The 15,334-nt window shown below is 69.9% G+C and carries 14 protein-coding genes; 1 reads left to right on the top strand and 13 read right to left on the bottom strand.

Features of this window, described 5'->3' with window-relative positions; genetic code table 11:
* Positions 1 to 8: 8 nt before the first annotated feature.
* Positions 9 to 1,643 (bottom strand): fucose isomerase, encoded by a 1,635-nt coding sequence (locus M4D53_RS10055; RefSeq protein WP_187662628.1) that lies wholly within the window; start codon positions 1,641 to 1,643, stop codon positions 9 to 11.
* Entirely contained in the window at positions 1,640 to 3,157 is a 1,518-nt protein-coding gene (locus tag M4D53_RS10050; RefSeq protein ID WP_259953799.1) for an FGGY-family carbohydrate kinase, read from the bottom strand. The genes M4D53_RS10055 and M4D53_RS10050 overlap by 4 nt, the downstream gene beginning before the upstream one ends.
* A gap of 202 nt (positions 3,158 to 3,359) precedes the next feature.
* On the opposite strand from M4D53_RS10050, the gene M4D53_RS10045 reads away from it, so the two are divergent.
* The gene (locus tag M4D53_RS10045) at positions 3,360 to 4,172 is read left to right on the top strand and encodes a hypothetical protein (protein WP_259953797.1); all 813 of its coding nucleotides are present in this window, start codon (positions 3,360 to 3,362) and stop codon (positions 4,170 to 4,172) included.
* Positions 4,173 to 4,182: 10 nt separating this feature from the next.
* On the opposite strand, the gene M4D53_RS10040 is transcribed toward M4D53_RS10045, so the two are convergent.
* The 11 genes from M4D53_RS10040 to M4D53_RS09990 form a co-directional block, all read right to left on the bottom strand.
* The gene (locus M4D53_RS10040) at positions 4,183 to 5,166 is read right to left on the bottom strand and encodes a LacI family DNA-binding transcriptional regulator (RefSeq protein ID WP_187662631.1); all 984 of its coding nucleotides are present in this window, start codon (positions 5,164 to 5,166) and stop codon (positions 4,183 to 4,185) included.
* A gap of 28 nt (positions 5,167 to 5,194) precedes the next feature.
* Entirely contained in the window at positions 5,195 to 6,106 is a 912-nt protein-coding gene (locus tag M4D53_RS10035; RefSeq protein ID WP_259953796.1) for a dihydrodipicolinate synthase family protein, read from the bottom strand.
* Positions 6,100 to 6,927, bottom strand: coding sequence for an SDR family oxidoreductase (locus M4D53_RS10030; RefSeq protein WP_259953795.1), 828 nt, complete (start codon positions 6,925 to 6,927; stop codon positions 6,100 to 6,102). The genes M4D53_RS10035 and M4D53_RS10030 overlap by 7 nt, the downstream gene beginning before the upstream one ends.
* A 14-nt stretch (positions 6,928 to 6,941) precedes the next feature.
* The gene (locus M4D53_RS10025; RefSeq protein WP_259953794.1) at positions 6,942 to 8,027 is read right to left on the bottom strand and encodes a mandelate racemase/muconate lactonizing enzyme family protein; all 1,086 of its coding nucleotides are present in this window, start codon (positions 8,025 to 8,027) and stop codon (positions 6,942 to 6,944) included.
* 42 nt (positions 8,028 to 8,069) lie between these two features.
* On the bottom strand, positions 8,070 to 8,924 hold the full coding sequence (locus tag M4D53_RS10020) for a carbohydrate ABC transporter permease (protein WP_259953792.1): 855 nt from the start codon (positions 8,922 to 8,924) through the stop codon (positions 8,070 to 8,072).
* A complete protein-coding gene (locus tag M4D53_RS10015) occupies positions 8,921 to 9,874 on the bottom strand; it encodes a carbohydrate ABC transporter permease (protein WP_259953791.1) in 954 nt (317 codons plus the stop codon). The genes M4D53_RS10020 and M4D53_RS10015 overlap by 4 nt, the downstream gene beginning before the upstream one ends.
* Positions 9,875 to 9,882: 8 nt before the next feature.
* Complete coding sequence (locus M4D53_RS10010; protein ID WP_187662637.1) at positions 9,883 to 11,130, bottom strand: ABC transporter substrate-binding protein; 1,248 nt, start codon at positions 11,128 to 11,130, stop codon at positions 9,883 to 9,885.
* Positions 11,131 to 11,217: 87 nt separating this feature from the next.
* Positions 11,218 to 11,934, bottom strand: coding sequence for a FadR/GntR family transcriptional regulator (locus tag M4D53_RS10005; protein WP_187662638.1), 717 nt, complete (start codon positions 11,932 to 11,934; stop codon positions 11,218 to 11,220).
* Positions 11,935 to 12,116: 182 nt separating this feature from the next.
* A complete protein-coding gene (locus M4D53_RS10000; RefSeq protein ID WP_259953790.1) occupies positions 12,117 to 12,986 on the bottom strand; it encodes a dihydrodipicolinate synthase family protein in 870 nt (289 codons plus the stop codon).
* Entirely contained in the window at positions 12,983 to 14,653 is a 1,671-nt protein-coding gene (locus M4D53_RS09995) for a tripartite tricarboxylate transporter permease (RefSeq protein ID WP_259953789.1), read from the bottom strand. The genes M4D53_RS10000 and M4D53_RS09995 overlap by 4 nt, the downstream gene beginning before the upstream one ends.
* Positions 14,650 to 15,189 (bottom strand): tripartite tricarboxylate transporter TctB family protein, encoded by a 540-nt coding sequence (locus tag M4D53_RS09990; protein WP_259953788.1) that lies wholly within the window; start codon positions 15,187 to 15,189, stop codon positions 14,650 to 14,652. Before M4D53_RS09990 ends, M4D53_RS09995 begins: the two co-directional genes overlap by 4 nt.
* Positions 15,190 to 15,334: the final 145 nt, after the last annotated feature.

Raw genomic sequence — 15,334 nt, 5'->3', positions numbered from 1 at the left:
CCGCGGCCTCAGATCGACACGTCGCCGACGAGGTTGACCTTGATGCCCATGCCGTCGAACATCGCGGCCTTCGCGATCAGCGCCTTGTCCGCGGTCTCGGCGTCGGGGGCGTAGACGAGCTGCGCGTGGTTCGCCTTGTGCCGTGCCATGAACTGATCGCGCGAGATGCCGTGCAGCACCACGTGGGCGATCGGCCACTCCGGGTTCGTGGCGTCCTTCCGGCGCTGCGTCTCCTCCGCCGGCAGCTCGACGACCGACGCCCGGAAGATGTCCGCCTGCAGGACCCCCTCGGCGATGAAAACCCGCGAGAGCACGACCTCGCCGGGCTTCGAGACGCCGTTGATCGTGGCGCCGCCCGCAGGGAAGAACACGTGCCCCTGGCGCCAGCCCTCCGCGTTCTGCCAGCCGCCGAGGTGGGAGGCCGGCACCGAGCCGGAGATCTCGTACACCCACACGAACTGCCCGTCGTGGTCCTCGCCCCAGCGGACGTCGTGGAGAGTGTTGTCGGGAACGAGCCCCATCGCGCGCCAGACGCGGTCGGTCACGAGCGCATCGACGGCGACGCCCTCGTCGGCCTCGTTGAAGTGCGGGAACGCGCGCCCCTCGTGCAGCACGCGGGAGCCGTCGCGCGAGGTCACCGGCGGGCGCTCGGTGGAGTTGAGGATGCCCTCCGCCAGGTCCGAGGCCGGAACGAGGTCCTTCAACCCCTGCTGGTACTGGATGCCGACCGCGTCGAGCCCGAAGTCGTCCGCGATGCGGAGCGCGGCGATGTACATCTTCAGCTGCCACTGCACCTGCTCACGGGTGAGCTCGGTCGCGGCGTCCTCGCCGTAGCGGAACGTCATCCCCCGCTCGATCAGCCAGTCGTACGCGGCGTCGGCCTCCTCGTCGGTCACGTTCAGCATCTCCGCGTAGAGCGCCGACTGCGACAGGCGCTCCTTGTAGATGCCGGTCTGGTTGAGGAGCTCGTCGTCGAAGATGGCGTTGTACATTCCCATGCAGCCCTCGTCGAAGACGCCGATGATGGCCTTCTCAGCGCGCAGTTCCGCGGCCAGGGCCTCGCCGAGCTGCTTCTCCGGGCTGTCGGGCAGCGCGGGGAGCGGACGCACGTGGGAGGCATCGTGGGTGATGGCGCCGGTCTCGGTCCACTCCCGGATGCCCTCGCGGAACCAGTCGTCGGTGAAGTCGACCGACCAGATCGTCGCGTACGGCTTGTCCATCTTCGTCAGGCCCGCGTTGAGGCCGAGGAGGCCGACGAGGCCGGGCCAGTCGCCCGCGAAGTTCGCCACCGTGAGGATCGGACCCTCGTGCGTGCGGAGGCCCGCGAGCACGTGGTGCGAGTACTGCCAGACGGCCTCGGCGACGATGAGCGGTGCGTCGACGGGGATGTTCTTGAAGACCTCGAGACCCATGCGCTGGCTGGAGATGAACCCGTGACCGGTCTCCGGGTCGACCTCGTTGGCGCGGATGACCGTCCAGCCGAGGTCATTCAGCACGCCGGTGACCCCGGCTTCGAGCTCGACCTGGGTGGGCCAGCCGGCCGTGTTGGCCGACTCACGGAGATCGCCGGACGCGATCAGGTAGGCGGTCTTCGGCGCCGTGGCAGGACGGGGCGCCGGGGTGGGCAGGGTGTAAGCGGTCATGAGTTCTCCGGGGTCGAGGTGGTCGGGGAGCCGTCGCGCTGGGCGGCGGCGAGTTCATGGACGACGTCCTTCGAGCCGTCGTACAGCCGCACGTAACGGTCGAAGAGGGCGTCGGCGAAGGGGCGCAGCGCCTCGTCCGGACGGACGGTGTCGGCGATGGGGTTCCAGTCGGCGATGGCGGGCGCGGCATCCTCGGCGGCCGTGGCCGTCGCCGCGAGGAAGGCGGCCCCGTAGCTCGCGCCGATCGTCGTCTGCGGCACCTCCTGCACGAGCCCGGTGATGTCGGAGACGATCTGCAGCCAGAGCCGCCCTTGCGTGCCCCCGCCGACCGCCACGATGCGGCGGATGTCGGCGCCGGCGGCGCGCATCGTCTCGACGTTGTGCCGCACGCCCAGCGCTGTGGCTTCGAGCGCGGCGCGGTAGAGGTCTCCTCGGGTGTGCCGGAGGGTGAGCCCGGCGATGACCCCGCGGGCATCCGGATCCTGGATCGGGGTGCGCTCGCCGGCGAAGTACGGCAGCATCAGCAGGCCGTTCGCGCCGGGCCCCGACTCCTCCGCCTCGGCCAGCAGCGCCGGGTAGTCGGTACCGGAGAGGTCCTTCAGCCACGCGGTGAGCGCTCCGGATGTGGACAGCCCGCCGGCGAGGTTGCGCGTGCCCGCGAAGGCGCCGGCCGTCGTCCACATCGAGGGCGTGCGGAGGGTCTGCTCCCCGGTCGCGACGAGGAACATCGTCGTACCGTACATCAGCATGAGGTCGCCGACCTCATGGGCGCCGACACTCACCGCCTCGGTCCAGGCGTCGATCGTGCCGGTGATGACCGGCGTTCCCTCGGGCAGGCCGGTCAGGGCCGCCGCAGCGACGGTCACGGTGCCCGCGATCTCCCCCGCCCAGCGCAGCGGCGGCTGCTCGACCGTCCCGGCGAACCGCTGCCACCAGGGCTCGTGCCACTGCCCGCCCTCGATGTCGTACAACGGCGAGACCTGGCTGGCGGACTGGTGGTCGAGGACGTAGGCACCGGTGAGCTTGCGAGCCAACCAGGAGGCGGGCATGTAGAGCCGCCGCGCGCGCTGCCAGGTCTCCGGTTCCTCCTCGGCGACCCAGGCGATCTTGGGCCCGCCGGCCTGCGACGTGAGGGTCGAGCCGCCCACGCGGGTGATCTCCTCGACGCCGAGCTCCGCCGTCATGCGCTCGATCTGCGCGGTGGAACGGGTGTCCACGCCGTAGAGGATCGCGGGGCGCACGGGCTCGTCGTCCTCGTCGGCGAGCAGGATGCACGGGCCCATGCCGCTCACTCCGACCCCCACGACGTCCGCGTCGGGGACCGCGGAGAGAAGGTCCGTGGCCAGCTCGACGAACTCGTCCCACCAGATCCGGCCGTCCATCTCGACCCATCCGGACTGCGGACGGGAGACGTCGTGCGCGCGGGTCGCAGTCGCGAGGATCGTGCCGGCGGGGTCCACGAGGACGCCCTTGCCGCTGGACGTGCCGATGTCCACCCCGAGGGTGCAGCGCATGGTCTCTCCTTCGATACCGACGGGCCGTGCTGACCTGGACCCAGGCTACGCGAAATCGATTTCAGGGCGCAAGGAGGTGACCGCTCCTGCACCGCGATGGCCAATCTCCGAAGATTCCACCATCCCCGCGCCTGACTGGGAAAACGCCGGTTCAGCACCGGAATACCGTGACATCCTGACCCCTCCGATCGAGACTGGAGGCATGCCCTTGGACGACCCGCAGGTATGGACGCTGATCGGCATCTTCGTGACGACGATGCTCGGCGGCATGACCCTCATGACGACGCAGTTCGGTCGCGTGCTCCGTGCGGAGATCGGCGGACTGCGGGGAGAGATGACCGGCGAGATCGGCAGGCTCCGCACCGACATGACCACCGAGATCGCCGGCCTCCGCACCGACATGACCACCGAGATCGCCGGCCTCCGCACCGAGATGACCACCGAGATCGCCGGCCTCCGCACCGACATGACCACCGAGACCACACGACTACGCACCGAGATCGGCACCCTCCGCACAGACATGACCGGCGAGATCGGCACCCTCCGCATCGACATGACCGGCGAGATCAACGGCCTCCGCACCGAAATGACCGGCGAGATCAACGGCCTCCGCACCGAAATGACCGGCGAGATCAACGGCCTCCGCACCGACATGACCGGCGAGATCGGCACCCTCCGCACCGAAATGACCGGCGAGATCAACGGCCTCCGCACCGAGATGACCACCGAGATCGGCAGCCTCCGCATCGAGATGACGAACGAAACCGGTGGGCTGCACGCGGCGCTGGCAGCGCTGCACGGAGTGATGATGAGCGAGATCGGAGCGCTGCGCGCGGCGATGGGTGCGCTGCAGGGAGCGATGATCGGGCTGCGTGGCGAGATGATCGGGCTCCGCGGCGAGATGACCGCACGACTCGACGGCCTCGATCACCGCCTCGACCGATTGGAGGTGAAGGTCGACGATCTCGACAAGGAGATGACGAACCTCGCAGCGCGGTTCTGGCGCTCCCAGTAGCGACCTGCGGTCAGGCGCGTGCGGTCGCGCGCTGCACCTCGCCGGAGAGGACGACCGTCCGAGCCGGCTGCACGTCTCCCCTGATCCGTTCGAGCAGCATCCGCGCCGCCGTCACGCCCATGTGCCGCGCCGGCAACCGCACGACGGTCACAGCGGAGGGAGACAGCGTCGTGAAGGGCAGCGATCCGATCACCGCGACACCGAGTTCCGGAGGGGTGAGGCCGCGCTCCGTGAGGACCTGGATCGCGCCGACGCCGATGAGGTTGTTCCCGGCGACGACCGCGTCCGGCGGCTCCGGCAGCGCGAGGAGTTCCTCCATGGCCGCACGCCCGCCGTCGACGCGGAACGTCGCGAAGCGCTGCAGCGAGGACAGCTCGTGATGGGGATCCATCGCCGAGAGGGCTCCCCGCCAACCTTCCGCCCGCTCGGCCGCGGTGTCGATGTGCGCGGGCCCCCCGATGTACGCGATGCGGCGATACCCGGCGTCGAGCAGGCTCTGCGTCGCTGCGGCTCCCGCCTCCCGGTTGGCCATCACCACGCCGTCGATGTCGGCGGCCGTGCGACGGTCCACGGCGACCACGGGCCGCCCCGTCGCCCGCACCGGCGCGAGATCCGAGTGCTCATCCGCCGTCGCGATGATCACCCCCGACATGTTCTCGGCGATCGCGATCCGGAGGTACGTCGCCTCCTTCTCGACCTGGGCGTCGGAGTTGCACAGCACGACGGAGTACCCCGCCTCGGACGCCGCGTCCTCCACCCCACGCGCCATCTCGGTGAAGTACGGGTTCTCGATGTCCGGGATCACCAGGGCGATGACCTCGGAGCTCTGGGTCCGCAGCGTGCGCGCCGTCCGGTTCGGCGTGAATCGGAGCTCCTCCGCCGCCGCCCGCACGGCCGCCGCCTTCTCCTCCGACACGCTCGTGCCGTTGAAGACGCGGGAGACCGTGGCCGGCGAGACGCCGGCCCGCCGCGCGACGTCGTAGATCGTGGCCATGGGCACCCACTGTAACCGGTTTCAGCCCTCAGACCTCCGCGAGGAATCGATCGAGAGTCACCCCGAGAGCATCGAGCCGGGCCCGAGCCGCGTCCGAGAGCGGTCGGAACGGACGACGGCAGTCGCCCAGCGCTCCGGCGCCACCCGCGCTGCGACCGGAGAGGTACTTCGCCGCAGGGAAGACGTCGATCGCGACCAGCTCGGCGATGACATGGTTGATCCGGCTCTGCACCCGCTGCGCTCCGGCCAGGTCGCCGACGTCGAGGAGGCGACGCGCCGCCTGGAAGAGCTCGACCTGCAGCCCGACGGTCGTGCCGATGGTCCCGCGGGCGCCGGCGGCGAGCGCCGGCACGAACACCTCGTCGAAGCCGTTGATGTAGGCCTTGTCGGGGAAGGCCGTCTTCATGCGCTCCAGGGCGTACATGTTGTGCGCGGTCTGCTTGAGTCCGATCACCCGATCGTCGTCCAGGAGCTCGCCGGCCGTCTCGACCGTGAACTCCGTCCCGGTGAACTGCGGGATGTTGTAGACGATGAGCGGGAGATCCACGGCGTCCAGCACCGCGCGGTAATGGTCGAGGACGGCCTCGATGCCGAATGAGTAGTAGATCGGCGGGATCATCGAGAGCGCGGATGCGCCGGCCTGCTGCGCCCGCCGCGCGAGCTCGATGGCCTCCCTCGTGGACAGCGCGCCGACATGGGCGACGACGGGGATCCGCCCCTCCGCGGCGCTCACCGCGGTCTCCACCACCGCGGTCCGCTCGTCCGCCGACAGGAGGAGGCCCTCCCCCGACGACCCGCAGCAGTAGATCCCCTCGACCCCGCGCGCCACGTAGTCCCCGATGAGCGTCGAGAGCAGCCCGGTGTCGACCGCCCCCTCCGCGTCGTAGGGCGTGGCGATCGCCGCCATCAACACCCCGAGGTCCGCCGCGGTGGTCACCATGCCGTCCACCCCCCGTCCACGACGAGGTTCCCTCCGGTCATGTAGCGCGAGGCATCGGAGAGCAGGAAGACCGCGGCACCGTTGAAGTCGGTCTCCTCCGCCATCCGCCCGATCGGAATGCGCGCCGTGTAGTTCTGCCGGAAGGTCGCGTCCTGCGTGTCTCGGCCGACGCCGGACGGAGTGAGGGTGTTGACCCGGATCCCCTGCCGCCCCCAGTACGTCGCGCAGTAGCGCGTGAGGTTGTAGAGCCCTGACTTCGCCGCCGAGTACGCCACCGGCTTCACGAACGGCACCCCGGTCTGCTCCTCCTTGTAGGCGTAGATGTCCTGCACCGGGGACACCATCCCGTAGATCGAGCCGACGTTGATGATCGAGCCCGGCTTTCCGGCGGCGCGCATCCGGGCACCGGCGGCCTGCGTCACGAGGAAGGTGCCGACGAGGTTCACGTCGACCACCTCCCGGAACACGTCGAGGGGGAAGTCCTCGAACGGGCCGGAGACCTCGGGCGGCGCGCTCGGCTGGGTGTCCAGTCCCGCGTTGTTGATCACGCCGTCCGGCGCCGCACCCCACGCCTCGACGATCGCATCGAGGCCGGCCTCGACGCTGTCCTTCGAGACGATGTCCACGGAGACGCCGAGGAGGCGCGGGCTGTCGGCGATCTCGGGGAACGTCTCCTGCAGGCGCGCGGCGTCGACGGTGCGCGATGCCACGGCCACCCGGGCACCGCGCCCGTGCAGTTCGCGGACGAAGGCCGAGCCGATCTGGCCGAGGCCGCCGGTGACGAGGATGATGCGGTCGGTGAGGTCGAAGATGTCCGTCATGTCGTTCGTCTCCCTCAGCTCACCGCGTGCCGCGCGAGGTTCTCGCGGTCGTACTCCAGGCCGTTCCCCGGCGCTCCGGTCGGGACGAAGAACCCGTTCTGCGGCCGCTGCGGCACGATGACGCCGAGGTCGGTGAGCGTGCCGCCGTCCGTCATCTCGCCGAACAGGGCGTTGGGCACCGCGCAGAGCACATTGGCCGTGAGCTCCATCACGAAGTGCGGCGTCATGGGGGCGTTGTACGCCCGGCCCAGGGCGGCGATGTCCATGTAGGGCGTGATACCGCCGACACGACCGACGTCGGCCTGGATGAAGTCGCACGCGTCGGCGAGGAGGTACTGGTTGAACTGCTGGAGCGTGTAGACGTTCTCGCCCAGGCCGATCGGGATCGGAGAGCGCGCCCGGAGGCGGGCGTGCGAGGCGACGTCGTCCACGCGCAGCGGCTCCTCGACCCAGTACAGGTTGAGGTCGCGGAACCGGGTGACCGCCCGGACCGCCTCTCCGTAGGTCCATCCCTGGTTGGCGTCGACCATGAGCGGGTACTCGCCGACGGCCTCGCGGATCTTGGTGAGCCGGTAGACGTCCTCCTCGAGGTCCGGCTTGCCGACCTTGACCTTCCCGGCGGCGTACCCGTCGGACTTCCACTCCTTGACCTGCTCGACGACCTCCTCGGCGGACAGGTTGAGGTTGATGCCGCTGCCGTACAGCGCGACCCGGTCGCGCACCTGCCCGAGGAGCTTCGCGAGCGGCTGCTGGTAGTGCAGCCCCAGCAGATCCCACAGCGCCACGTCGATCGCGGCGAGCGCGAGCGTGGTGGTCCCGCCGGGGCCGTTGTCGCGGAGATGCTGCCAGGAGTGCTGCCAGACGGCTCGCGGATTGACCTCACGGCCGATGAGCGTGGGGATGAGCTCGCGCAGCGCCGCCATCATCATCTGGCCGCCGACGCCGGAGGTGTGGCTGAACCCGGTGCCGACCAGGCCGGTGTCGGTGGTGATGTCGGCGAGGATGATCTCGATGTGGGTCACCCGATGGATCTGGTCCCCCCACGGCCCCTTGGGGAGGGGGATGCGGGAGAGCTGGAGGTCGATCGATTCGATTTTCATGCGTGGTCCTTCCGGGACGACGAGGAGGGGTCGGAGGGGGCGTCAGCCCTTGACGGCGCCGGCGGCGAGTCCGGCGACGAGGCGCTTCTGCACGAGGAGGAAGCCGACGACGACGGGGAGCACCGAGAGCACGCCGCCCGCGGTGAGCAGATCCCACCGGATCTGGTACTCGCCGATGAACAGGTGCAGGCCGACCGGCAGGGTGCGGGTCGCCGTCTGCGAGGTGAACGTGAGGGCGTAGAGGAACTCGTTCCAGGTGAGGATGAACGCGTAGGTTCCCGCCGCCACCATCCCCGGCCGCAGCAGGGGCAGCAGCAGGATGCGGATGATCTGCCAGGACGAGGCCCCGTCGATCTGGCCGGCCTCCTCGATCTCGCGCGGGATCGAGTCCGCGAAGCCCTTGAGCAGCCAGGTGGCGAACGGCGTGGCGAACGCGGCGTGGACCAGTGCGAGACCAAGCGTCGTGTCCATCAGCCCCATCCCGCGGAGCTGCCCCTGCAGCGAGATCACGAGCAGCACGGCGGGGAACATCTGTGCGAGCAGCAGCCCGATCATGACGGCCCCGCGGCCGCGGAAGTCGAACCGCGACATCGCGATCGCGGCGCCGGTGGAGACGACGAGGGTCACCGGGACGGCGATCGCGGCGACGGTGAGGCTGTTCCGCAGATAGGTCAGGAACGGCGTGGTCGACAGCAGCTCGGCGTAGGAGGCGGTCGTGAACTCCGAGGGGATGAGGCTCGCTCCGGCGCCGGCGAGTTGATCCCGGGGCGTGAGCGACGTCAGCAGCATGACGATGTACGGCCCGAGCACCATCGCGAGGACGCCGAGGAGGGCGATCGCGAAGCCGGTCCTTCCCGCGAAGCGGCCGAAGCGGACGGGGACGGTCGTCGTACTCATCGCGTGGCGTCCTTCCGGGTGAGGCGCACGTAGAGCGCGATGAAGACGGCGAGGAACAGGGCCTGGATGACGGCGTACGCCGCGCCGGCACCGAAGTCGCTGGCCTTGTAGGTCGTCAGATACGACTCGAGCGCCAGCGTCGTCGAGGACGTGCCCGGCCCGCCGCCGGTGAGGATGAAGATGAGGTCGACGTAGTTCGAGGTCCAGATCAGGCGCAGGAGCGTCGTGATGAGGATCGTCGGGAGGATGGCGGGCAGCACGACGTGACGGAACACGCCGACCGGCCCGCATCCGTCGATCTGCGCGGACTCCTTGAGCTCGCCGGACACGCTCTGCAGCGCCGCGAGGATCATGATCGCGAAGAGCGGGATGCCCTGCCAGACGTCGATCATCACGAGGGTCGGCAGCGCGGTGCTGTTCTGCGACAGGAACTCGATCGGGGCGTCGATGACCCCGGCGTTCAGCAGCCACTGATTGAGGACGCCGTTGTTCGGATCGAGGATCCACTTCCACATCAGCGCGACCAGGACGCTGGGCGTCGCCCACGGGATCATGATCAGCCCGCGGTACACGCCCCGCAGCGGGAAGCGGTTGTTCAGCATGAGCGCGAGCGACAGCCCGCCGATCAGCTGGAGGGAGACGGCGCCGAACGTCCAGATGGCCGTGCGGCCGAGCGTGGGCAGGAACTCCGCCGTGCCGATGACACTGGCGAAGTTCTGGAACCCGACGAACTCGAGCACGCCGGTGAAGACGCTCACGTCGTTGAACGAGAACCAGATCGAGCGGACGAGCGGATACCCGGCGAAGACCGCGACCAGCGCGATCGCCGGCGCGAGCAGGACGAGCGGGGCGACCGACCCGCGGCGAGCGCGCCGCCGGGGCCGGGTCACCGGCCGGCGCGGGGCCGGCCGGCCGGTGACGACCGCTTCCGTGAGAGTGGAGCTTGCCATGTCGGTCCTCAGCGCAGCACGTCGGACATCTTCGTCAGCACGTCCTGGCTGCTGATCTCACCCTGGAACGCCTGCTGGATGAGCGGGTTCCACTCCTTGGCGGCGAGCTCCGCCACCCCCTCCAGCGCCGGCCAGGTCTTGGCGGTGGGGATCGCGTCGACCGCGACCGCGAGCTGCGGGTCGGACGAGTACGCCTCGGTGTCGATCACCGACTCGAGCACGGGAAGCTGGCCCTGCGGCGAGGCGGAGATCTTCTCCATCTGCGCCTCCTCGCTCAGCCAGGAGATCCAGGTCCACGCGGCGTCCTTCTTGTCGGAGCCCTCGAGGATGACGTTGCCGCTCATGCTGCCGAGTGTCGCGCCCGGCTTCCCGTCCTCCGTGGGGATCGGGACGACGCCGAGCTTGTCGCCGAAGACGCCCTGCAGCTCCTTCAGGGAACCCGGGTGGTGGATCATCATGCCGGTGAGACCCTCAACGAAGTTCGTCTTGACGTCGGCGAAGGCGGCCGTGATCGATCCGGGGGGCGCGGCCTGCAGGTCGGTGACGATGCTGAGGTAGTCCTCGTTCACCGCGACGCCCTTCGCGTCGTCCAGGACGACCTCGCCGGAGTCGTCGACGACCGACGCGCCGCCGGCGTACATCCATGCGAGCCACTGGTCCTGTCCGCCCGCACCGCCGCGGACGTCGATGCCGTACCGGCCGTCGCCGGTGAGGGCCGCCGCCGCGTCGAGGAGGTCCTGCTGGGTGCGCGGCGCCTCGAGCCCGAGCTCCTCGAAGTAGTCCACGCGGTAGTAGAGGTAGAGCGTCGTGTACTGGTGCGGCAGCATGTAGACGGCGTCCTCGCCGGGCAGCTGCCCCGTCGCCCAGAGCGAGTCGACGACGTCGTCCGAGGCGTCCCAGCCGTCGACGTACGGGGTGAGGTCGGCGATGGCGCCCTGCGGCGCGAACTGCCCGAGCCACCAGTCCTTGCTGCGGGCGGCGTCCGGTCCGGTGCCGTTCATCGCAGAGGACACGAGCTGGTTCTGGTACTGGTCGAGGGGGATCGTCTCCAGCACGACCTCCACCTCGTCCTGCGCGTCGTTGAACTCGTCCGCGAGCTCCGTCCAGGTGGGGTCGGTCGCGTCGTCCTGCCAGAGCCAGTAGGTGATCTCGACGGGACCGTCGCCCTCGCCCGTCGGGGCGCCTCCGGCGCAGCCGGCGGTGAGGGCGACCACGCCGAGGACGGCCAATCCGGGGAGGAATCGGGTGGATCTCATGATGCGTACTCCTTCGTCGATCAGATGAGGGTGATGCGAAATCGATTTCAAAACGGGTGCGGCAGAACGCACCGTTGCGGGGAGGGGTCAGACCGGCAGCGCGGCCGTGGTGCCGAAGTCGATGTCCGGGTAGCGGTTGCGGACGCCGTAGAAGTGGGCGTCGAGCTCGTGGACGGCTCGGCGGGTGTCGCCGGCCTCGATCGCGTCGATGATGCGACCGTGCATCGCGGCGATGGCGGGGTCCTCCTCCACGGGCTCCTCCCGTCGCGCGGCCGCGAAGACGACCCAGAAGGATTGCAGGAACTGGTCCACGAACGCATTGCGCATCGGCGCGAGCAGCCCACGGTGGAACTGCTGGTCGAGCTCCGCGAAGCTCTCGTTGCGCAGGGCTCGCTCCACCATCTCCTCCGAGAGCAGACGCAGGCGGGTCAGGTCGCTCGGCTGCAGGCGCGGGATGACCAGGGGAAGCAGCGAAGTCTCCAGCGCGTGACGCACTTCCAGGAGCTCGCGGGTGGCGGCCTCCGGGTCGTCGACGAAGCCGATCCAGCGGGTGGCGAGATCGGCGGCACGGAACCCGCGCCACACGCGGCGCGCGCCCTGCCGAGAGGCCACGATGCCGAACGCTTCGAGCACGCTGAGGGCCTCGCGGATGCGCTGCCGTCCCACCTCCAGCACGGCGCCGAGTTCGGCCTCGGTGGGCAGCGGGTCGCCGATCTCCAGCCCGGAACGCTGCAGGTGCTGAGCCAGACGTCGAGCGAGCGCGTCTGACAAGTCGGAACCGGTGATCTCGATCTTGTCTGACATGTCCCGTTCGCTCCTTCGCGACATCGGCGGAATTTCCGTTCCTGAGCCTAGACACTGTCCCTGCGTGTCGTCAAGTAGGCTCCTGACTGCGCTCACTTGTCGGACAAGTAAAAGCGAGCCCATGCAGAAATGCCGCGACCCGAAGGCCGCGGCATCCCGCCCGTGTATGTCCCGGAGTCGTGTCAGCGGTGCGTGGCCACCACCTGTGCGACGGCGGCCCGCTCGTCGGCGGAGGGTTCGGCGATCGCCATGCGGCAATGAGTGTCCACGACGTCGAGCACGCGGTACGCCTCCTTCATGCGCGCCATGTCGCCGCCGATGAGCGCGACGACGTCGTCGACGGCTGCCTGTGCCGCCGCGATGGCCTCGGCATCTCCGGAGCGTCCGGCATCGGCGAGGGCGCGGAAGGGCTTCGGCGTCACGGAGGAGACGCCCGAGACGACACCCTGCGCCCCCGCCTCGACGGCCGCGATGAGGTCGCGGTCGGCGCCGGTGTAGAGCTCGAAGCCCGTCGGCACGGCCGCACGATAGGCCGCGATGTCGTCGAGCGACAGCTCGCTCACCTTCGCTCCCACCACGTTCGGAAGCGCGGCGATGCGCACGAGCAGCTCCGGCGAGACCGGGTTCCCGCTACGCGCGGGGTAGATGTAGACGTACAGGCGCCCGTCGCCCACCGCCGCGGAGACGGCGCGGTAGTAGTCGAGGATCGCGTCGTCCGTGGCGCGCAGGTAGTACGGCGTGAGCGCGGCGAACTCGGTGGCCCCGAGCTCCTTCGCGATGCCGACCAGACGCACGGCCTCGAACGTGCTCGGCTGCCCGACGTGCACGATGACGCGCATCCGGTCGGCCAGCTCCTCGAGCGCCGCGGCCACGAGCGCCCGGAACTCGTCCGCGTCCACCGCGGGGAACTCGCCCGTGGTGCCGAGGACGAAGGCGCCCTCGTTGCCCGAGTCGGCCACGAATCGGAAGATCGCGCGCGACCCCTCGAGATCGAGGGTCCCGTCACGGTCGAACGCGGTCGGGACGGCGGTCAGGATGTCGTAGCGGGTCACTTCTCGGTCTCCTCGGAGGTCGTGCTCTTGCGGTTCTTGCGGTCAGCGCGTCCCCGGCGCGTACCCGCGTCGACGTTGCGGACGGTGGAGGTGAGCAGGTCGGGCTGCGCGGCGAGCTCGTCGTGCGCCTTCTCGATCTGCACGATGCTGTCGGTGTGGAGGATCGAGTCCTCCAACGAGGCCCGCTCGGCGCGGGGCGTGCGGGCGGCGCGGATCGCGGGCATCACGATGGACAGCACCGCGAGCGCGAGCAGCACGAGGGCGATCGGGCTGACGACCTCGAAGAACGGCCGCGTCGGCAGGATCGCCAGCGTGCGGGCGAGGTTTTCCTCGGCGAGCGGACCGAGCAGCAGGCCGAGCACCACGGGTCCTGCCGGGACCTGCATGCGCTTGAGCAGCACGCCGATCACCCCGAAGACGAGCATCGTGACGACCGTCGACAGACTGTTCGAGGTGGCGTAGGTGCCGATGATGCAGAAGATGAGGATGCCGCTCCACAGATACGGCTGCGGCACGTCGAGCAGCTTGACCATGCCCTTCATCCGCACGAGGCTCAGCGCGAGCGACAGGAGGGTCGCGACGAGCATGATGCCGACGATCGAGACGACGAGGTCGGGGCGGTTGGTGAACAGCGTGGGCCCGGGGGTGATGCCCCAGATGATCATCGACCCGATCATGACCGCCATCACGGAGTCGCCGGGGATGCCGAGCGCCATCGTGGTGGTGAGCGAGCCGCCGAGCGTGGCGCTGGAGGCGGTGTCGGACGCGGCGACGCCCTCGATCGACCCCTTTCCGAACATCTCCGGGTGCTTCGACGCCTTCCGCGCCCGCTCCCAGCCGATGAGCCCGGCGATGTCGCCGCCGGCCGCGGGGATGAGGCCGACGCCGAGGCCGACCGCCCCGCCGACCGCGGTGGCCCGTCCGCTCTGCTTCAGCTCGGCGCGGTTCGGCCACCACCGGCCGAGGCTCGAGATCGGTCGGACGTGCGACTTCCGGTGCGTGAGGAGCTGATCGAACAGCTCGGCGATGCCGAAGAGACCGATGATGACGGCGATGAAGTTCACGCCCTCGACGAGTTCCAGCACGCCGAACGTGAAGCGCTGGTCGGCGGTGGCCGCGTAGGTGCCGACGCTGCCGAGCATCAGCCCGAAGAGACCGGCCAGGATGCCCTTGAGCATCGACTTCGACGAGATGCCGATCATGATCGCGATGCCGAAGACGACGAGCGCGAACAGCTCGGGCGACTTGAAGTAGTCCCGGGCGAAGCTGGCGATCGGCACGGCGGCGACCGAGAAGAGCACGAGCGAGGCGAGGATGCCGACGGCCGACACGATCGCGGAGATCGTCAGCGCCAGACCGGCCCTGCCCTGCTTCGCCATGGGATAGCCGTCGAGGGTGGTGGCGATCGAGGCGGGCGTGCCCGGCGTGTTGATGAGGATGGACGGCACCCGGTCGCCGAAGTTCGCCGCGACGTAGATCGTCAGGAGCACCGCGAGGCCCTGCACGGGCTCCAGGGTCATGGTGAAGCCGGCGGCGAGTGCGACGGCCATGGTCGCGGTGATGCCGGGGAAGGCGCCGACCATGAAGCCGAGCACGAGGCCGACTGCCATGTACGGCAGGATCGAGATGTCGAGGAGCGAGTTCAGCCCCTCCAGGAGCGCGTTCACAGGGGGATCCTCAGGAGCATGCCGAAGACGACGTAGACGAATGCCGTGACGGCGGCGGAGTAGATGACGAGGCTCAGCCAGCGGCGGTGGCCGTAGAGGAGCATCAGTGCGGCCATGAGCAGGGCACAGGCGATCGGGAAGACCTCGATCCGGTAGCCGAAGAGGATGACCGAGCCGAGGGACCACAGCGCGATGAAGGCGCCGGCGATCGCGATCGTCGCGATCACCCGGAGGACGCCGCCCGGCTGGATGCGCTCGAGATCCTCACGCGTGGGTGCCGGTCGCGTGATCGCCACGGCGAGCAGGGCGATCGCGATCACGACGCCGGTCACGCCGATGACGAGCGGCCAGAAGCGGGCGTCGATCTGTCCGGGGGCGGCCTCGCGGCGCAGCGGGATCTGCGTGGCGAGGAAGAGGTAGCCGGCGGTGATCGCGAGGGCGACGGCGGCGAACGCGATCTCGAGGGGACGGGAGGCGGTCGCTCCCTCGTAGCCGCCCGGCGCGACCGGCTCGGCCGCGGTGTCGGGGCTGGTCATGGTGCTCCTTCGTCGGAGGACCCGGGGGGGGGGGGGGGGGGGGGGCCCCCCCCCGGGGGGGGGGGGCGGGGGGGCCCCCCCCCCCCGGGGCGCCGGGCGGCGCGGGGGGGGGGGGGGGGTTTGGGGGGCGCGCGCGGGGGGGGGG

The sequence above is a fragment of the Microbacterium meiriae genome, from assembly GCF_025143875.1.
In the GTDB taxonomy this organism is placed as follows: Bacteria; Actinomycetota; Actinomycetes; order Actinomycetales; family Microbacteriaceae; genus Microbacterium; species Microbacterium meiriae.
This window is presented reverse-complemented; position numbering and strand designations above follow the sequence as displayed.